The organism is Flavobacterium tructae (assembly GCF_001853485.1).
Classification (GTDB): domain Bacteria; phylum Bacteroidota; class Bacteroidia; order Flavobacteriales; family Flavobacteriaceae; genus Flavobacterium; species Flavobacterium tructae.
Genome location: NZ_MIKE01000024.1, coordinates 47,321 through 64,980, shown reverse-complemented (window position 1 = coordinate 64,980; position 17,660 = coordinate 47,321). Strand labels below are relative to the sequence as shown.

At 35.8% G+C, this 17,660-nt stretch carries 19 protein-coding genes; 7 read left to right on the top strand and 12 right to left on the bottom strand.

Features of this window, described 5'->3' with window-relative positions:
• Positions 1–75: 75 nt before the first annotated feature.
• The 3 genes from cobU to BHE19_RS13850 are packed head-to-tail and all read right to left on the bottom strand — an operon-like array spanning position 76 to position 1,415.
• Positions 76–585 (bottom strand): bifunctional adenosylcobinamide kinase/adenosylcobinamide-phosphate guanylyltransferase, encoded by a 510-nt coding sequence (cobU, locus tag BHE19_RS13860; RefSeq protein ID WP_070907603.1) that lies wholly within the window; start codon positions 583–585, stop codon positions 76–78.
• 55 nt (positions 586–640) lie between these two features.
• On the bottom strand, positions 641–1,015 hold the full coding sequence (locus BHE19_RS13855; protein WP_070907602.1) for a four helix bundle protein: 375 nt from the start codon (positions 1,013–1,015) through the stop codon (positions 641–643).
• A 37-nt stretch (positions 1,016–1,052) separates the two neighbouring features.
• Positions 1,053–1,415: a DUF5522 domain-containing protein gene (locus tag BHE19_RS13850; protein ID WP_017498679.1), complete on the bottom strand. Its 363-nt coding sequence runs from the start codon at positions 1,413–1,415 to the stop codon at positions 1,053–1,055.
• 179 nt (positions 1,416–1,594) lie between these two features.
• On the opposite strand from BHE19_RS13850, the gene BHE19_RS13845 reads away from it, so the two are divergent.
• From BHE19_RS13845 to BHE19_RS13835, 3 genes are all read left to right on the top strand, one after another.
• Positions 1,595–2,737, top strand: coding sequence for an ABC transporter substrate-binding protein (locus BHE19_RS13845; RefSeq protein ID WP_070907601.1), 1,143 nt, complete (start codon positions 1,595–1,597; stop codon positions 2,735–2,737).
• A 5-nt stretch (positions 2,738–2,742) separates the two neighbouring features.
• Positions 2,743–3,771: an iron chelate uptake ABC transporter family permease subunit gene (locus tag BHE19_RS13840; protein WP_394332180.1), complete on the top strand. Its 1,029-nt coding sequence runs from the start codon at positions 2,743–2,745 to the stop codon at positions 3,769–3,771.
• A 104-nt stretch (positions 3,772–3,875) separates the two neighbouring features.
• On the top strand, positions 3,876–4,652 hold the full coding sequence (locus BHE19_RS13835) for an ABC transporter ATP-binding protein (protein ID WP_070907599.1): 777 nt from the start codon (positions 3,876–3,878) through the stop codon (positions 4,650–4,652).
• Positions 4,653–4,718: 66 nt separating this feature from the next.
• Here the strand turns inward: BHE19_RS13835 and BHE19_RS13830 are convergent, their stop codons facing one another.
• From BHE19_RS13830 to BHE19_RS13815, 4 genes are all read right to left on the bottom strand, one after another.
• Complete coding sequence (locus BHE19_RS13830; protein WP_070907598.1) at positions 4,719–5,174, bottom strand: tRNA (cytidine(34)-2'-O)-methyltransferase; 456 nt, start codon at positions 5,172–5,174, stop codon at positions 4,719–4,721.
• Between the two features lie 98 nt (positions 5,175–5,272).
• Entirely contained in the window at positions 5,273–5,845 is a 573-nt protein-coding gene (locus BHE19_RS13825; protein WP_070907597.1) for a pseudouridine synthase, read from the bottom strand.
• Positions 5,846–5,898: 53 nt separating this feature from the next.
• Positions 5,899–6,111, bottom strand: a complete 213-nt coding sequence (locus BHE19_RS13820) for a hypothetical protein (RefSeq protein WP_070907596.1) — start codon at positions 6,109–6,111, stop codon at positions 5,899–5,901.
• Between the two features lie 39 nt (positions 6,112–6,150).
• On the bottom strand, positions 6,151–6,627 hold the full coding sequence (locus BHE19_RS13815) for a copper resistance protein NlpE (protein WP_070907595.1): 477 nt from the start codon (positions 6,625–6,627) through the stop codon (positions 6,151–6,153).
• A 421-nt stretch (positions 6,628–7,048) separates the two neighbouring features.
• Between BHE19_RS13815 and BHE19_RS13810 the strand changes: the two genes are divergently transcribed.
• Complete coding sequence (locus tag BHE19_RS13810; RefSeq protein ID WP_070907947.1) at positions 7,049–10,489, top strand: T9SS-dependent choice-of-anchor J family protein; 3,441 nt, start codon at positions 7,049–7,051, stop codon at positions 10,487–10,489.
• A 117-nt stretch (positions 10,490–10,606) separates the two neighbouring features.
• On the opposite strand, the gene BHE19_RS13805 is transcribed toward BHE19_RS13810, so the two are convergent.
• The 5 genes from BHE19_RS13805 to BHE19_RS13785 are packed head-to-tail and all read right to left on the bottom strand — an operon-like array spanning position 10,607 to position 14,857.
• The gene (locus tag BHE19_RS13805; protein ID WP_070907594.1) at positions 10,607–11,128 is read right to left on the bottom strand and encodes a MepB family protein; all 522 of its coding nucleotides are present in this window, start codon (positions 11,126–11,128) and stop codon (positions 10,607–10,609) included.
• A 51-nt stretch (positions 11,129–11,179) separates the two neighbouring features.
• On the bottom strand, positions 11,180–12,976 hold the full coding sequence (locus BHE19_RS13800; RefSeq protein ID WP_070907593.1) for a hypothetical protein: 1,797 nt from the start codon (positions 12,974–12,976) through the stop codon (positions 11,180–11,182).
• Positions 12,973–13,524: an RNA polymerase sigma factor gene (locus BHE19_RS13795; RefSeq protein ID WP_017498834.1), complete on the bottom strand. Its 552-nt coding sequence runs from the start codon at positions 13,522–13,524 to the stop codon at positions 12,973–12,975. Before BHE19_RS13795 ends, BHE19_RS13800 begins: the two co-directional genes overlap by 4 nt.
• Before the next feature lie 50 nt (positions 13,525–13,574).
• Complete coding sequence (locus tag BHE19_RS13790; RefSeq protein ID WP_070907592.1) at positions 13,575–13,973, bottom strand: hypothetical protein; 399 nt, start codon at positions 13,971–13,973, stop codon at positions 13,575–13,577.
• Between the two features lie 8 nt (positions 13,974–13,981).
• Positions 13,982–14,857: a protease complex subunit PrcB family protein gene (locus BHE19_RS13785; protein ID WP_070907591.1), complete on the bottom strand. Its 876-nt coding sequence runs from the start codon at positions 14,855–14,857 to the stop codon at positions 13,982–13,984.
• A 178-nt stretch (positions 14,858–15,035) separates the two neighbouring features.
• On the opposite strand from BHE19_RS13785, the gene rmuC reads away from it, so the two are divergent.
• From rmuC to BHE19_RS13770, 3 genes are all read left to right on the top strand, one after another.
• The gene (gene rmuC / locus BHE19_RS13780; RefSeq protein WP_070907590.1) at positions 15,036–16,409 is read left to right on the top strand and encodes a DNA recombination protein RmuC; all 1,374 of its coding nucleotides are present in this window, start codon (positions 15,036–15,038) and stop codon (positions 16,407–16,409) included.
• Positions 16,410–16,472: 63 nt separating this feature from the next.
• The gene (locus tag BHE19_RS13775) at positions 16,473–17,021 is read left to right on the top strand and encodes an acyl-CoA thioesterase (RefSeq protein ID WP_026110234.1); all 549 of its coding nucleotides are present in this window, start codon (positions 16,473–16,475) and stop codon (positions 17,019–17,021) included.
• Positions 17,022–17,240: 219 nt separating this feature from the next.
• The gene (locus BHE19_RS13770; RefSeq protein WP_070907589.1) at positions 17,241–17,633 is read left to right on the top strand and encodes a VOC family protein; all 393 of its coding nucleotides are present in this window, start codon (positions 17,241–17,243) and stop codon (positions 17,631–17,633) included.
• The last annotated feature ends 27 nt before the right edge of the window (positions 17,634–17,660 follow it).

Below are 17,660 nucleotides of genomic sequence, written 5' to 3'. Positions count from 1 at the left end.
ATGAGAATTTTAAAGTTTAAGTAAAGATAAAGTATAGTGTTGGAATTTGAGATTTAAAAATTTGGAATTTCATTACTATCCCTTTATTTTAACAGGGATGCCGGAAACCATCAGAACCACTTCATCTGCGTTTGAAGCCAAAAACTGATTCATCCAACCCTGAAGTTCGGTAAATTTTCGGCCGATATGAGTTTCGGCATGAACACCCATTCCGATTTCATTTGTGACAATAATCAGCGTTGCATTTTTCTGTTGCGCTATGGATAGAAATTCTTTTTTTGCTTCCTCTAAACTTAAAGTAACCTCATTTTTATGGTCGACAAAAAAGTTGGTCAGCCAAAGGGTAACGCAATCTATTAAAGCCACTTTTCCGGAAAAGTCAATTTCACTTAAGTATTTCTCTTTTTCAATATTGGTCCAGCGTTCGTCGCGCTCCTGTTGATGTCTGTCAATTCTGTTTTGAAAATCAGAGTCCCATTTCCTAGCTGTCGCTACATATATAGGGGTATCTGAAAGTTGTAAGGCCAGGCTTTGGGCGTAACTGCTCTTTCCTGATCGTTCGCCTCCTGTAATTAGGTAGATCATTTTAATTGTTGATTGTTAATTGTTAATTGTTGGTTGTGAAATGTTGATTGTTAATTTAAAGAAGAGGCTGTTTAGGAGGAATTTGACTTTTGGTCGTTTTGATAATACTTGTTATTAATTTTAATATTGAAATGGCGTCATTATTAATAGTCGCAAACTCTTTTTCATTTAAGTAATTGGTTGCTTTTAGTAATTCTAACCAATAAACAGCTTCATTGGCTTCTTTTTGGGCAATTGCAAATTTATGAATAAAATCATTTTTGCTTTCGGCATGTTCTGCTTCCCTTACCATAGCTCCTATACTTGTTCCAGATCGCAGAAGCTGTTTAGAAAGGATAAATTCTTTTTTCTCCGCGGATAGGTACTGATATAATTTAACTATTCGAATCGCAAAATCAAAACTCTTATCTTTGATTATATTCTTTTTCATAATTCACAACTAACAATTTATAATCAACAATTAACAATTAGTAAGGGCAATGTCGGCATTCGTTTCCGCAGCAGCTTCCTCTTTTTAAGTGAAACCAGGCTTTGAAAACATAATTTCCGTCTTCCAAATAATAATCAATTCCTTCGATTAACTTTTCTTGTTTGGGTAAAGATATGGCTTTATTTTTAAGAGCTTTTTGTGGGGTAAGCGTTTCTACGTAAGCGTCGATTTTATCTTCGCAGGCTTCTTTAAAACAAACGGGGCAAAGACAGTCGCCTCCTTCGGAAAGATTAAAAATAGGGGGGAAATCATTACACCAACACTTGTTTTCATTTGAAGTATCTCCACAGCTGAAAGAAGATTCACAGCTCGAGCAGACTTTGGTTTTTATGGGATTCATTAGGGAAAAATGATGTTTATTTGATTTTGTAGGAATAAAGGTAGATAAAAAAAATAGAAATTGCGTTACCTTTGTCAGTAATGAAATTGTAAAATTTATAAGGAAGACGATTCAAATTATATGCCATAAAAGCAGCATGATGAAACTGAGCCCTTTAAAAAAAATAACAGAACCTATATATGAGACATTTACTGCCAAAAATGATTTTTGTTTTACCTTTTTTTCTTCTAATCGGATGCAAAAAAAATGAATCTTCGGAGATTGTTAAAACAGAAACCGAAAAAAATAGTATCGAATATGCGTCCGGACTCTCGATTATAAAGCACGAAGGATATTCGGTAGTAACTGTTTCAGATCCTTGGCCGGATGCCCATACCAAGTTTACTTATGTACTGAAAGAGAAAGAAGCGAAAGCACCGGACAGCTTACAAAAGTACACAACTATCAAAGTTCCTTTGGAGTCAATTGTGGTGACTTCAACGACTAACATTCCGTTTTTGGAGATGTTGGAAGTAGAGAATAAATTGGTAGGTTTTCCGCATACCGATTACATTTCTTCAGAAAAAACCAGAGCATTGATAGACAAAGGTGCCGTTAAAAATGTGGGGCAAAACGAGAAATTAAATATCGAACAATTAATAGAGTTGTCTCCGGACTTAATAGTGACTTTTGGAGTAGACAATAACAATGCGATGTTTGATAATTTGAAAAAAAGCGGTTTAAATGTTTTGATTCAGGCCGACTGGATGGAGCAATCTCCCCTTGGAAAAGCAGAGTGGATTAAACTCTACGGTGCTTTATTTGGTAAAGAAGAACAGGCGAAAGAGTTGTTTGATAAAATTGTTTTGAGTTATGACCAGGCTAAAAAATTAGTAGCGGGAAAACCAGCAACTTCAAGTGTTTTATATGGTTCTATGTACGAAGATATCTGGTATGTAGCTAAAGGAAACAGTTGGGTGGCGCAGTTTATGAGAGATGCTCAGGCCAATTACCTATGGGCCGATTTAAAAGGTACGGGAAGCGAAGGCTTGTCTTTTGAAAAAGTCTTAGTGAAAGCCAAAACAGCTAATTTCTGGATCGCTGCAGGTTCCTTTAAAAGTCTGGACGAATTCGGAAAGAGTAATCCTCATTATACAGAATTTGATGCCTTCAAGTCTAAGAATGTTTATACATTTGAAGGTAAATCAGGAGCAACGGGAGGAACCGTTTATTATGAGCTGGCGCCAAGCCGTCCTGATTTAGTATTAAAAGATTATATCAAGATTTTTCACCCGGAGTTGCTGCCAAGTTATGAATTCACTTTTGCCTCTAAATTAAACTAAGTTCATTGATTCATAAAAAACGAAATATAATACTGTTTTCGGTACTCGGTCTGGCATTAGTGTTTATGTTCTTTTTAGACATTAGCCTGGGATCAGTAACCATACCTTTTAAGGAAGTATATAACAGTATGACGGGAAGCCATGCCAGTAAATCGACCTGGGAATATATTATTGTCAATTATCGTCTGCCAAAGGCTATTACAGCCATGTTGGTTGGTATTGGTTTATCGGTGAGTGGTTTGCTGATGCAGACTTTGTTTAGAAATCCACTTGCAGGACCTGATGTTTTAGGTTTAAGTTCGGGAGCAATTCTGGCAGTTGCGATCGTGATTCTTGGGGCAGGTTTTTTACCTTCATTTTTAAACTCGATTTTATTGTCGCCGTATGCAATTGTACTGGCTTCGACAATAGGAAGTGTTTTGGTTTTACTATTGGTTTTATTGGTAGCACAGCGTTTACGAAATACGATGGCAATTTTAATCGTCGGATTAATGTTTGGGAGTTTTACCAGTGCTATTGTTGGGGTCTTGACGTATTTTAGTTCAGCAGAACAATTGCAGAAATTCACCTTTTGGTCTCTGGGAAGTCTTGGGAACCTTTCGTGGACTTCGATTTCGATTTTGGCGGTTTGTGTTGCTTTTGGTCTGTTTTTGAGTGCCGGAAGTATTAAACCTTTAAACGCCTTGCTTTTAGGTGAAAATTACGCCAGAAGTATGGGGTTGAATTATAAGAGAGCCCGATTGATCATTATTTTTGCAACAAGTATTCTGGCCGGAAGTGTTACTGCTTTTGCAGGACCGGTTGCATTCATAGGTTTGGCAGTGCCACATATTGCAAAATTGACTTTCCAGACGAGTAACCACACGGTTTTATACTGGAGTACTTTTTTCTACGGAGGAATAATCATGTTGTTTTGCGATATGGCATCACAAATGCCGGGACTGGAGACCACATTGCCCATTAATGCAATCACGTCTATAATTGGCGCACCAATTGTCGTTTGGCTGCTCATGCGTAAAAGAAATTTTCAGTAAATAAATTAGCCACAGATTAAGTGGATTCAACGGATTTTCGCAGATTGATTTTTAAAAATTAAAAGCGGTGAAGAAAAAACTTAGAACCTTAGCACCTTTAAACAATGACTACCATTTTAAAAACAAAAGATCTCAACATCGGCTACAAGTCAAAGAAAGGAGTTGTGACCATTGCTGAAAATCTAAATCTGAATTCAGCTTCGGGGAAACTAATCTCGTTAATTGGTGCAAACGGAATTGGGAAATCGACTTTGCTTCGCACGATTACCGGAATTCAGCAGCCGTTGAAAGGACATGTTTTTCTAAATGAAAAAAATATAAGTAGCTATAAGCCTCTGGAATTGGCTCAAAATTTAAGCTTAGTTTTAACCGAAAAGCTACCGCCGAGTAATTTGTCTGTTTTCGAATTAGTAGCTTTGGGACGTCAGCCTTACACCAATTGGATTGGGACTTTAAGTCAGAATGATATCGAGAAAGTTCAGGAAGCTTTAGAGTTGACTCAAATAGAGCATCTGGCACAGAAAAAGCATTTCGAAATTAGTGACGGACAATTGCAGAAGGTTTTAATTGCGCGAGCTTTGGCACAAGATACTCCGTTGATTATTCTGGACGAGCCGACAACGCATCTTGATTTGCTGCACAAAGTTTCGCTGTTCAAACTCCTCAAAAAATTAACAGAGGAAACTCAGAAATGTATTTTATTTTCGACTCATGATATCGATCTGGCAATTCAGTTAAGTGATGAAATGATTATTATGACTCCTGAATTGGTGGTACAGGATGCGCCATGCAATTTAATTTCAAAAGGAAGTTTTGCCACCCTATTCAAAGACGAACATATTATTTTTGATGCCGAAAAAGGAAAGTTCGTAATTACGTAGCAGACTTGTCGAGTACTTTACAAAGTGACCGGATTACCGTTTAAAACTAAAGGAATTAAGGACTAATTATTTTTTCAGTCCGATTTGTCTTTTTGCTTCTCCTACCACAAAAGCCACAGAATTGGCAATATTAAAACTTCGGATTAATTTTGACATGGGAATGGTGAGGTGATTCTCAAAACGTGCCAGAACTTCTTTACTTAAACCTACACTTTCTTTACCAAATACAAGCCAGTCTCCGTCCTGAAAATCAGTTTCGAGATATGATTTTTCGGCATGAGAACTCATCAGAAAAACACGTGACTGATCAGGAATCTGTTCAATCCATTCTTCTATATTTTGGTATTCGGTAACGTCAAGATGTACCCAGTAATCCAGTCCCGAACGTTTCAGGTTTTTATCGTTAATTACAAATCCGAAAGGATGAATTAAATGTAATCTGCTTTCTGTACCCACACACAAACGTCCAATGTTTCCGGTGTTATTAGGGATTTCAGGCTCTACAAGAACTATGTTTAGCATTTTTTTTGAGTTATGGGTTATGAGGTGTGAAATGTAAAGTGTGAGATGTGAAATGGGTATGAGTGTTTTATTCTTTTAAATAATAATTGTCACATTATCTAATTATCTAAATTAAAATCAGTCACTTCCATCACTTCTCCGGCTTTTAAGTTTTGCAAAGATACATTTCCTATGCGAACACGAACCAGTCTTAAAGTTGGAAATCCAACAGCCGCGGTCATTTTTCGAACCTGACGAAATTTTCCTTCTCTTATTGTAATAGAAGCCCAGGAGGTTGGGCCATGGCGTTCATCTCTGATTTTTTTGGCTCTTGGACCAAAGTCAGGAATTTCAGTAACGATAAAAGCAGTGCAGGGTCTGGTTTTGTATTTACCGCCATCAAAACCTATTTCAACGCCTTTTTGTAAGGTCTCGATTGCTTCGGGAGTGATGATTCCGTCGACCTGAACATAATATTCTTTGTCTACTTTTTTGCTTCTTACCAGTTCGCTTATCCTTCCGTCTGTCGTCAATAAAAGTAAACCTTCAGAGTCTTCATCAAGTCTTCCGATGGCCATAGTACCATCAGGGAAATGGTATAATTCACCTAAAAGCTTTTTCTTTCTCTTCAATTCATAAATAAACTGACTTAGATAGCCGTAAGGTTTAAAAAGAAGAAAATGGTGATGCATATTTGTTTTTTGACTGCAAAGATAACTTTGTTTGCAGAGTTTAAAAGGAAATCTTAAGATTTAGATTTTTCATGCTTCATTTTTTTTAGCCATTTCAGAACAAACCAGATTGCCGTAATTGCAAATAGGACTAGAATTGGGAAATAATAATTTTTGAAAAAATCATGAAAATAACTTCCAATTAATACGTAAGCTGAAGCGATACACAATTTGATTCCAATAAATTCAGCATTAGACCAGGAAGTTTTGATTTTGAAGAAGTTCATAATTCTGGCTTGAATCGTTAGTAAATACTGTTAAAGAGGTTATTTTTTTAAAGTCAAAAAGTAGTTTAGATCAGATTTAATCCTTTTTCTGTCTTTATCCAGCAGATAGATCTTTTCAGGATTCGAACTATAATAGCCATAGTACAACTGTTTTTCCTCCGGCTGATCCCAGTTTAGGACATAAATTGTACCGTCCGGATCTTTATCTAATCCTCTTTCTGTATTAAAATTTCCTTTCTGGGTAAAGACATTTCCGGGTTCTTTTCCCTGATAGACACTTATGAGTTCGAATTTATTGTTCTGTGAAACACTATAATCGTTGTAGATTTTCAAGGTCATTTGAATTCCGCTGCAATCAGCACACGGAATTATTCCTTCATAGATTGTTGTTTTGCTGAAACTGTTGTCGGTTTTAGTGACCGTTTCCTTGTTTGTAGTGTTGTTTTCTTTAGTTGTTTTTGTATTGCAGGACAGCAGCAGAGAAAATAGAGCCGAAAAGATAAATAACTTTTTCATGTTGTATCGTATTAGTTAATGCCTAAAACGACTTAAAGGTAAAGAAAATTGTACAGATAGAAAGTGAAATTAAAGGATTCATTTTTCAGTTTTAGGAGTGCTAATAGTATAGGCTAATGAGAAAAAATAATGTCGTTAAAAATATTTAGGGGTAAATTAAGTCCTGTTGATTTTTGAGATAGAGAATTTTTAGAAAAGAAATAACTTGTTAAATTGTTGTAACCTCTTAATTCGTACAAAAACAAAATGTTTTGTGAAGTCGCACCAGATCTAAGAATAATTGAAAGAACTGACGGATAATTTATTTTTTGCTGGAAAATTTTCACAAAAGTGCGATACGATAAGTTTATGTTTTCACAATATTCTGTTAACTTTAAAGAATATAAATTTGATTTCTAAAAACTCTATTTTTTTAAACTTTATGAAAAACAATTACTCTGTACGCCATCTCATGGCTTTTTTAAGTTTTTTTTGTTGGTCAGGTCTAAGTCTTGTTGCGCAAACGATGCCAACAGTTCAGACTTTGCCTTATGCACAAAATTTTGATAATTTAACTGCCAATTCAACAACTTATCCGGCAGGTTTTCAGGGATGGAATGCAGCCGGAGCTCCTGGTAGTAATTATGTTACAAATGCGACTTTAGTTGGTGACAGAGCTCTGGTAGCAAGCAGCACATCGTCAACGAATAGTGGTAATGTCCATAATTACAATGGTAAAATTGGTTTTCTAAATAACTCATCGCTCGATTTGGCTATTGGTTTTGCTTTTTCTACAACAGGCAAAAGTAGTATTGAAATTAAATATGATGCGATGGTAGTTCGTAATCCTTTTGGTAGTACTGTTAGTGATACCAGAATAAACGAAATGGTGCTGCAATACAGAATTGGAGATAATACTGCTTTTACATCACTATTATCGACAGCCTATCAAAATAACAATGTTATTCAGGTTACACCGGCTACTACTGCACCACAAAATCTTCAAACCATAAAAGTAAGTTTGCCGGCAGAATGTAACAACCAGCCGGTAATTCAGATACGATGGATTTCGAAGCAAGTTTCAGGAGGTGGCGCACGTCCTTCATTTGCGGTGGATAATATCAATATTGATGTAAAAGCAGATACCAGTGCGCCTGTAAGCGATTCCGGTTATCCAAAAGCCGATAATATTTTATTGGATAGTTTTGATTTCTCTGATAAATTAAATGAGGTGGGGAAAACGTATTATGTTTTAGTACCGGGAGGAAGTACAGCACCAACAGCGGCACAAATTAAGGCAGGTCACGATGCTAGCGATGCGGCGGCTTTACAATCAGGATTTTTGGATGTTACGAATGCTGCTAATGTGTACACCAAAACCTTCTCAGGTTTAACGCTAAATGCAAATTATACTGTTTTTTCTGTTTCAGAGGATGCTTTAGGAAATTTACAGGCTACCCCTGCTAAAGTTGATGTTACAATTTCGAGTGCACCAATTCCTTCTTTAACGACAACGGTTTCTACTTTAGATTTTGGATTTTCGGAGGCTAATTTGAGTTCGGATAATTTGAGTTATCAAATTCAGGGAACTAATATATCAAATCCTGTTACGGTAACAGCAAATGACAAATTTACAGTTTCAAAAGACGGAAATACATTTAGTACTTCGGTTTCTTACCTTGCAGCTGATTTTGCTTCGGGTGCTACGCCAACAGTTTATGTGAGGTTTACACCGGATGCTATTGGAAGTTTTTCGGGACAAATAACACATGATGCGACCGGAGCAACAACCAAAATAGTGACGCTTACAGGAGTAGGAATTGATCCGTACCAACAAGGTTTTAACGATGCAAATGTTTTAAGCAATAGCGGATGGACGCAATACAATGTTGCCGGTACTGCAAATAAATGGACTCCAACTACTGTGGCCAGAAATGTAAACTCAGGAGCGGGAGCGGTAATTATGAACGGCTATTCCGATAGCGGAGCTAGTAAAGACTGGTTGATTTCGCCAAAATTGCGTTTAGATAATGCAGCTAAATTTGATAAAGCGATCTTACTTTCTTTTTATTCCCGTAAATTCTATGCGGGTACCGATCTGAAATTAATGGTTTCTACCGATTATGATGGAAAGAGTAACCCTGAAAATGCAACCTGGACCGTAATTGATGGTAAATTTCCAACCATAACAGGAACCTATGCACAATCGCAATACATTAAATTAGACAGTTACAAAACAAGTCATACCTATCTGGCCTGGGTGTATGAAACTACAGCCGGAGGAGCAAATAATGCTGCAGAATGGTCATTTGATGATTTTGCAATTACAAATACAACAGGTTATATAGATGCAAATCCTGTTTTAGATTTTGGAGATGTAAATGTAAGTGGAGTTTCGGGAACCCAGACTTTTCCTCTTAAGGCAGAAGGATATGGAGATATTACCGTTACTGCTCCTGCAGATTTTCAATTGTCTTTGGACGGAAGTTCATTTCAATCGACTGTAGTAGTTAGTGCAGCTGACGCCGCAGGAAGTAAACAGATTTATGCAAGGTTTACACCATCTGTAAAAGCATTAACGATTTCAGGTGTGTTAACAGTTACAGGAACTTCTTTAAATAAGCAAATAGGTTCGTTTACCGGTTCATCTATACCAAAGGCAGATACTTTTGATGTAGTGACCTATAACTTAGAGTTTTTTGGTACAGATGTGAAAGATAAGTCAAACAAAGAATTCGGACCTACCGATGATGCTCTGCAAATTGAAAATGTGGCCAAAGTAATGAACAAGTTAAATGCTGATGTTTATGTGGTTCAGGAAGTTTCTGATGAACCGGCTTTAGATGCTTTAGTGCAAAAAATTAGCATTAATGGTAAAACGTTTGATAAAGTAATTTCACCTTCATGGTCGTATTCTTTTAATCCTGCAGATCCGAATTTTCCACCTCAGAAATTGGTGGTGATCTACAATACACAGACAGCAACGGTAAAAAATACCAGAGTAATGTTTAAAGATCTATACGATCAGATACGTGCTAAAACGGTTACGTTGAATAATTATCCAAGTCCTGAGAATAAGGATGAGAATTTTTTCTCATCAGGACGTTTACCTTATATGGTGCAAATTGAGACGAATGTTGGCGGAGTAAAAAAACTAATCAATTTAGTAGACCTTCATGCCCGTGCGAATAGTGGGTCTGATATCAGTAAATACAATATGCGTAAGTATGATGCACAAGTATTGAAAGACAGTTTAGATACTTACTATGCTAATTCGAATCTGATTATTTTGGGAGACTATAACGATGATGTAAGTAAATCAGTTATTACGCCAAATCCATCTTCTTATAAGATGTTTGTTGATGATCAGACTAATTATAATGCACTTACTTTAGAAATCAGTAAAGCAGGAGCATATACTTATTTAAGTTCGGGCGGATTTTTAGATCACATCATGATTTCAAACGAATTAAACGACCAGTACATCGCAAATTCGATTGCAGTTTATGATCCTCGTAACGATATTAATAATTATACCAATACAACTTCAGACCACGGTCCGGTAATTGCCCGTTTTGAATTGAAATCTTCGAATCTGTCGACTATCGATTTTGAAACTAAAAATGGTTATGCGGTTCAGGCTTATCCGAATCCAACTACCGATGTGGTGAATGTGATTGTAAAAACCAATACTGATAAAAAACTGAAATTGAAGTTTTACGATGTTTCAGGCCATTTATTAGGGAATCCGGTTGATATTAATGCAACACAGGATGTAAGTACTACGGCTGTCCCGGTAAGTTATTTGCAAACGGGGATTTACTTTTATACGCTAACCGAGAATAATAAAGTAGTTTATAAAGGGAAGATTATTAAAAAGTAAGAAGTGAAATGTAAAATGTGAGGAGGAAATTGATTTGTGGTTTCTTTTGAACAGTTTACAATAGCTTTCAGTAAAAAGTAAAAGCAGTCCAAAGTAAAATTTGGGCTGCTTTTTTATTTAAAACAATGTTTTGAATCGTTTCAGATTTGTTTCGGGCGTAATGAAGTAAAAGTAATTCAATTGCCATTGCTGCGTTTTCTGAGCTTGTTTACTTGTTGTTTCATCCCACGGAGGATACACTCTTGTGGCTCTTTTGCCTTCTTTTTTCGAAGTGGTAAAAATACCTTTCTCTAATAGAATCGGTTTAGGAAAAACAAATTGTCCAAATAGTTCGTTCTTTCGAACACTGACAATCACAAAGTCAATAGCGTCTGTGAAATCAAAAGGCTCAATAATTCCCGTCGTATTGCGTTTCCATAAAGTTACAAACTGACCTGTTTTGGTGGGTGTGATTTTCGCTTTCCTGTAACAGATGTTTTTCTGATTCAATCGAAAACGGTAAGCATCATACTCATTGCTTTCAGCTTCCGGCTGAGGTTGAGTGAGGTCAAAATCGCAACAATCGTAAAGTATTTCTTTGGCAATTATAAGATCTTTAGGTAGTGACTCCGGATCGGTCTCATTGTTTTTGAGGATCATTTTATCGTTTTTTCTAAGTAATTTTTTGGTAAAACTACCACAAAAAGAACTTTAAAAAGTAACATTCAATCCAAAATTTAATCCCCATTGAAACTGATTAAAAGATTGGCTGCTTAGCGGATTAACGTAATAGTTCATAGCAGGCTCCACAAAAACACTTGTTTTCTTGTAAACGCGATATTGCAAAGTACTGCTTAATGTAGAACCGTAGATGAAATCATTGGCATTGACATTCTGACCAATCGAATTTCCGTTTAAGGCCATGTTATTTGAAATCAGTTTCCCCACAAAACCACCGGTATTGATGTTGATGTTGGTCCTGTTTTTACTGAAAACAGAATACGAAACCTCTAAAGGCATTTCGATATATCTTAAGTTTTGATCCAGATTCCCACTCTCAATAGAATTGCTTTCAATGTTATTTTGTTTTAACGCATTTGTAGTGTTTTTAGAAACAAAAATGTAACCTGAACTAGTGCTAATTTGGGGAGCTGCTGCGACTACTGTTGCATTTTGATTAAAATAGTCATTAGAAGTCATGGCAGCATTAGGCGGACCATTGCTTATGTACGATACATCGGCAACACTTTGTCCTAATTCGTTGATCTTAAAACCTGAACCAACGGCCCATTTTTTGTTGATTTTATATTTTGTTTTAACACCGTAAGTACTTCCCTGTTTTGAGTCGTTTACATTGCCCAGCGTTTTGTCATTTTTATAATTTTCCGAGTTGGCTAATCCGGCAAAAACTTCAACGGCCCATCTTTCTCCTTTAGAAATTGTCGTTTTCTTTTCTTTCTCGTTTTTCTCTTCCGGATTAATTATACCTTTTTCTAAGTTTTGAAGTTCTGCCAACTGAACGGAATCCTGCTTGCTTAAAACGGTACTGAATTTCGAATTGTTTTTTGAATTACCTGTTAATTCTCTGCCCGGGAATGCATTTTCAATAGCAGTTTTCTGATGCTTATCAGAAAGCGGGTTCACAGCACTTAAAGCTGTACTAATGTTATTTTTAGCAGGCAATTGCTCTTCGAAAACAGAAGCCGACACCTTATTTTTTGAATTTGGATAGAAAGGGTTGGCTTTTCCTGCACTAAAAGTTTGTTCCGCTACTATTTGATTAGCAGCTTTTTTATCAGCACTAATAGGATAATTTTTTGAATAAGAACCCAATCCATTATTTTTGCTGATAGTATATACTTTCTCAGCTACATTTTGATTGGAACTCTTTCCCTTTGGATTTAAAAATTGATTTGTTGACGCAGAATTGAATGCATTTGATGGATTTGAATGGGCTGTATTTGTTTTGGCAGAAACAATTACTTTTTGGGTTGCAGTATGATCTTCATTTTTCTTTTGAAGAGTTGAGTTCAGATTTGCATTCCCTGAATTAGCCTTATTCGTTACATCAGAATGAGCAACTGCCGTTTTTTGATTGTGATTTTTTATAGAAAGCTCAGACGAATTTGTACTGTTCTTCAGAGAAGAGTTACTAACGGTATGATTTGATTCTTGTTGAGGGGTATTTACAACAGCATTATTCTCTTTACTTTGAATTGTTCTGTTAGAGTTTTCATTGTCTTCTTTCTCATCAAGAACCACACTATTGTTTTCTATAGAGCCATTTTTTACTGTTTTGATTGCAGAAGTTGAGGTAAAATGTAAAACAGAAGGAAGCAGCAAACCTAACAATAAGCATGCAGCAGCCGACCACCAAAGAATAGCTTTCTTCTTTTTCTTTTTGGGCTGGTCTAATTTTTCTTCAATCTGACTCCATAATTCAGGAGGAGGAACACTTGAAAAGTTTTCCATTGATGAAAAAAGATCTTCTATATTTTGCTTTTTCATGCTATTTTAAAATTTTTTATGCTCATTATTTTTTTTTGCAAAATGCTTTTGGCCCGATTTAGATTTGATTTTGATGTTCCTTCAGAGATTTTTAAAAGTTCGGCTATTTCTTTATGCTTTAGTTTTTCAAAAACATACAGGTTGAAAACGGTGCGGTACTGATCCGGTAGATCCCGGATATATTCCAGCAGTTTCTCCTGTTCGACCGGAGCAATATCCAATTCCTCCTCCTCAACAAAATCAGTATCCGGATCAAAAACGTCCAAAAAGAAACTCTCTTTTTTCTTCTTGTTCAGAGTTTCAATCAGTTTATTAATGAAAATACGTTTTAGCCAGCCTTCAAAACTTCCTTCAAATTTATATTGGCCGATTTTCTGAAAAACGATGACAAAAGCCTCCTGAAATACATCTTTGGCATCGTCTTCATTTCTCATATACTTCAGGCATATACCATATAAAACAGGAGAGAACAACTGATAGATTTTCAGTTGCCCTTCTCTGTCATTTTTGATGCACAGTCGTATGTATTTATCTAAATCGTCTTTCAAAAAAGTGGTTTGTTTGGTTTTGCAAAAATAGTTCTTATAAGCTTATAAAACTACCTTTTGTAAATAGTACGTGATGCATCGGTATTATTGCTGACAATGGTTAGGTTTTGATTGTCAAGGTTTTCTATGACATAAGTCTTGCCTTCAAAAGTGATTAAGTCATGTTCGGCCTGATCAAAGTAACCAACACCTTTTTCAATTGTATAGGTGCTATTTCTTATTTCAACATTGTTTTTGTACGTGATTATTCTTCCGTTTGGTGTAAAAACGACTTTTTTGTTAAATCCGATCGTTTTAGGAGTTGCCGTATAGGGATTACTGTTTCCTCCAATCGATTTTTCCCAAATCCAGGTGTTTACAATCGAACCCGAATTTATACCCGTAGATTCCAATGAATATGCCGACGAAAAGAGACCGCATACGATGATAAATAAGAAATATTTTTTCATGAATCAGATTATTTTAGACTTGTTATTTTATCCTGAATAGCCTTTTTGAATGCTTTTATTTCGGCACTTTGATCGGCAGTATCTTTGTTGTCGATGGTAATTTTAGTAACATTTATGCCCTGACGTAATTCAAAATATACGCCTCCCTGATCTGCAGCATCCGGAGAACCATACGTTTTAGTTTTTCCTTTTAAAGCTAAAATTTCAGCAGGTACCGATTTTAAGAAAAGCGTGTAATCTCCTTTTTTGGTAGTCGCTGTATAGCGGTATTGATCGAAATCATAGGCGCCGGCTTTAACGTTTAAGAATTTTTGAATATTAAAATCGTTGATCTGATAGAATTTTTGACAATCAGCACCTGTACATTGACCGCTGAAACTTCCTATTACGACATTGTCACGGTTGTCTGCTACTTTATTGAATAGTATTGTTTTAGTTGTTTTTGGGATTAAAATGAAATCTGACGGATACGTTGCCCCGGGTGCAATTGTCTCGCCCACTTCAGGTTCTTTTTCGTAGTAATTAACCAGAATCTGACATTTGTTTTGAACAATGCTGGTTATTTTAATTTTAAAACCGCCTGTAGGTTTAAGTCCTGAGAAAATACCAACGATCATTTCTTTATTAAAATCGATAGGTGTAATAGTAGCATTTGGACATGTATTCTCTTTTTTGGTGAAGTAAGCATTCAATCTTTCTTCAGAAGCAGCTAAAAATGCAACAGGATTGGTAGGTAAAGATTTAACACTATAGTTGCATAAAAGTGGAATTCCTGTAAAAGCTAAGTCTTCACTTTCTCCGCAAACCACATTCATATCTTCATTATTAAGGGAGCAGGCACTGAATCCAAAAGCTATAAACAAGCTTAGCATTAATTTTTTCATAACAATATTTTAATAGTTTATAATTAGTAGATGTCTTCTTTTAGAAATGGTTGCGTGAAATTTTTTATTTTTTTCAATAATGATTTCATTTTTCGAGATTAGGGATTCGTGAAATTTCTAATTTTGAATAAAGCACTGCGTATTATTGTGTACTTTTACTTTATATAAAAATGTAATTATGTTTGAATTTCTTCCGTATTTGTTAGCCTTCACAGCTGCGTTATTTCTAGGGATATATTTAGGAAAGACGTTATTTGCTGCACGATTTCAATCCGAAAAAGTGAGTCTGGAAGAAAGGTTGAGTGCCACCACAAATCAATTACAAATTCAGAAAGAGCAGTTTGAAAACGAAAGAAGAAATTTCGAAAAACAGCTTCATCTGAGCAGTTCTGAAAAAGAGAATATCCGAACCGAAAAAGACAGTCTCGCAATTCAGCTTTCTAAAAAAGAAGTTGATTTTGAAAACTTGTGGGAACGTCATAAAGAACAAAAGAATGAAGTAAGCGAACTTCAGGAGAAATTTACCAAAGAATTTGAAAACCTGGCGAATAAAATTCTGGAAGAGAAATCGGCAAAGTTTACGGAGCAGAATAGCGAAAATATGAAAAGCATCCTGCTGCCTTTGCAGGATAAAATTCAGGGATTCGAAAAAAAGGTAGAACAAACTCACAAAGAAAGTATTGATTATCATGCGGCTTTGCGTCAGCAGATTTTAGGATTGAGTGAAATGAATGCCCAAATGAGTAAAGAAACCCTAAATTTAACCAAGGCTTTGAAAGGTGACAGTAAAATGCAGGGGAACTGGGGCGAATTGGTTTTAGAACGTGTTTTAGAAAAATCCGGTTTAGAAAAGGGGAGAGAATACGAAGTACAGCAAAGTTTTACAAATGCTGAAGGAAACAGAGTTTTGCCCGATGTTGTAATCAATTTACCCGACGGTAAAAAGATGATCGTCGATTCAAAAGTTTCTCTGGTTGCTTATGAAAAATGGATCAATGAAGAATCTGAAATTCTTAAAATAGACTTCCTGAAAGAACATGTAAACTCTATTAAAAGACATGTCGAGCAGTTGGGAAGCAAAAATTATCATGATTTGTATCAAATCGAGAGCCCGGATTTTGTCTTATTGTTTATCCCCATTGAACCTGCTTTTGCGATTGCTTTAAACGAAGATTCGACCTTGTACAATAAAGCGTTTGATCGAAACATCGTTATTGTAACTCCTACAACGTTACTGGCGACTTTAAGAACTATTGATAGTATGTGGACCAATCAAAAACAACAGGAAAATGCCTTTGAAATTGCCAGACAAGCAGGAGCATTATACGACAAATTTGAGGGATTTGTTACCGATTTGGTGCGTATTGGAAATAAAATAAAAGACACAAAAACGGAATACGAAAATGCCATGAGCAAGTTGGTAGACGGAAGAGGAAATCTGATTTCAAGTGTCGAAAAATTAAAGAAAATGGGAGCGAAGGCTAAAAAATCGCTTCCTGAAAATATTATTGCCAGAGCTTCTAATTCAGATGAAAATCAATCTTTAAATTAAAAACATAGTTTCATTAAGGCTGTTCGCAACGAAACTTTTCCATTCAAATACAAATAAAAAATTATGACTGCAGATTTCAAACACGTTTCTTCATCGAAAATAAGTATATCAGAATTAATGTTGCCTTCGCATACTAACTTTAGTGGAAAAATTCACGGAGGATATATTTTACAGCTGTTAGACCAGATTGCTTTTGCATCAGCCTCAAAATTTAGTGGCAACTATTGCGTAACCGCTTCTGTGGATACGGTAAACTTTTTAAAACCTATTGAGGTTGGAGAATTAGTAACTATGAAAGCATCGGTAAATTACGTGGGAAGAAGTTCTATGATTGTGGGAATTCGTGTGGAAGCTGAGAATATCCAAACGGGAGCCATCAAACATTGTAATTCATCTTATTTTACCATGGTGGCTAAAGATAATGAGGGGAAAAGTGTACCTGTTCCCGGACTTATTTTGTCAAATTTAGAAGAGGTGAGACGCTTTAGGAAATGCATCAAACAAATTGAATCTAAAAAAGAAGTAGAAGAACATGCAAGAATGACGGACGTTAATTCTATCGAAGATCTGGCAAATTTAAATCAGTACAATGTGCTTTTAGAAATTCACTAAGGTAGGGCTTTAGAGGTGAGTTCTTTTGATAAATAGTGAGATGGGTTTTTTAAAAAGAAAAAAGAAGAAAGAGAAAAGAAAAGAGAGAAATATAGTCTTCTGCGTTTTATTAGAAGTGAAACGCTTTTTTCGGTTAGTAAACTATGTTTCTATGTGTTAAAAAAGATTTTTTATGTACATACACCCAATTAAAATAATTTACAATCAAATCAAATACAAATGGTAAAGTTTGGCTATACAATTCTATACGTTGAAGATGTAGAAAAATCAATTTCGTTTTATGAAAATGCATTTGGATTTTCAAGAAAATTTGTAACTCCGGAGGCGGATTATGGCGAATTGAGTACAGGAGAAACAACCCTTTCGTTTGCTTCAAAAGAATTAGCAGCCCAAAATCTGAAAGACGGTTTTATCGAAAGTAAACCGGAGCAGAAACCTTTTGCCATCGAATTGGGTTTTATAACCGATGATGTCGAGGAATTAGTACAGAAAGCAATTTCAGCAGGAGCGACACTGGTCAAAGAAACTACTCAGAAACCATGGGGACAAGTAGTGGCCTATGTACGTGATCTGGATGGATTTTTAATTGAAATCTGTACACCAGTGCAATAAGATTTCGTGGAGTTTCTGATGTCATAA

Coding starts and splice junctions, on each gene's coding strand:
- BHE19_RS13785 (WP_070907591.1), bottom strand. CDS start 14,857: ATGAAAAAATTAATGCTAAGCTTGTTTATAGCTTTTGGATTCAGTGCC.
- BHE19_RS13800 (WP_070907593.1), bottom strand. CDS start 12,976: ATGAAAAAGCAAAATATAGAAGATCTTTTTTCATCAATGGAAAACTTT.
- BHE19_RS13825 (WP_070907597.1), bottom strand. CDS start 5,845: ATGCATCACCATTTTCTTCTTTTTAAACCTTACGGCTATCTAAGTCAG.
- BHE19_RS13775 (WP_026110234.1), top strand. CDS start 16,473: ATGACTGCAGATTTCAAACACGTTTCTTCATCGAAAATAAGTATATCA.
- BHE19_RS13810 (WP_070907947.1), top strand. CDS start 7,049: ATGAAAAACAATTACTCTGTACGCCATCTCATGGCTTTTTTAAGTTTT.
- BHE19_RS13845 (WP_070907601.1), top strand. CDS start 1,595: ATGAGACATTTACTGCCAAAAATGATTTTTGTTTTACCTTTTTTTCTT.
- BHE19_RS13830 (WP_070907598.1), bottom strand. CDS start 5,174: ATGCTAAACATAGTTCTTGTAGAGCCTGAAATCCCTAATAACACCGGA.
- BHE19_RS13770 (WP_070907589.1), top strand. CDS start 17,241: ATGGTAAAGTTTGGCTATACAATTCTATACGTTGAAGATGTAGAAAAA.
- BHE19_RS13850 (WP_017498679.1), bottom strand. CDS start 1,415: ATGAATCCCATAAAAACCAAAGTCTGCTCGAGCTGTGAATCTTCTTTC.
- BHE19_RS13815 (WP_070907595.1), bottom strand. CDS start 6,627: ATGAAAAAGTTATTTATCTTTTCGGCTCTATTTTCTCTGCTGCTGTCC.
- BHE19_RS13820 (WP_070907596.1), bottom strand. CDS start 6,111: ATGAACTTCTTCAAAATCAAAACTTCCTGGTCTAATGCTGAATTTATT.
- BHE19_RS13805 (WP_070907594.1), bottom strand. CDS start 11,128: ATGATCCTCAAAAACAATGAGACCGATCCGGAGTCACTACCTAAAGAT.
- rmuC (WP_070907590.1), top strand. CDS start 15,036: ATGTTTGAATTTCTTCCGTATTTGTTAGCCTTCACAGCTGCGTTATTT.
- BHE19_RS13835 (WP_070907599.1), top strand. CDS start 3,876: ATGACTACCATTTTAAAAACAAAAGATCTCAACATCGGCTACAAGTCA.
- cobU (WP_070907603.1), bottom strand. CDS start 585: ATGATCTACCTAATTACAGGAGGCGAACGATCAGGAAAGAGCAGTTAC.
- BHE19_RS13855 (WP_070907602.1), bottom strand. CDS start 1,015: ATGAAAAAGAATATAATCAAAGATAAGAGTTTTGATTTTGCGATTCGA.
- BHE19_RS13790 (WP_070907592.1), bottom strand. CDS start 13,973: ATGAAAAAATATTTCTTATTTATCATCGTATGCGGTCTCTTTTCGTCG.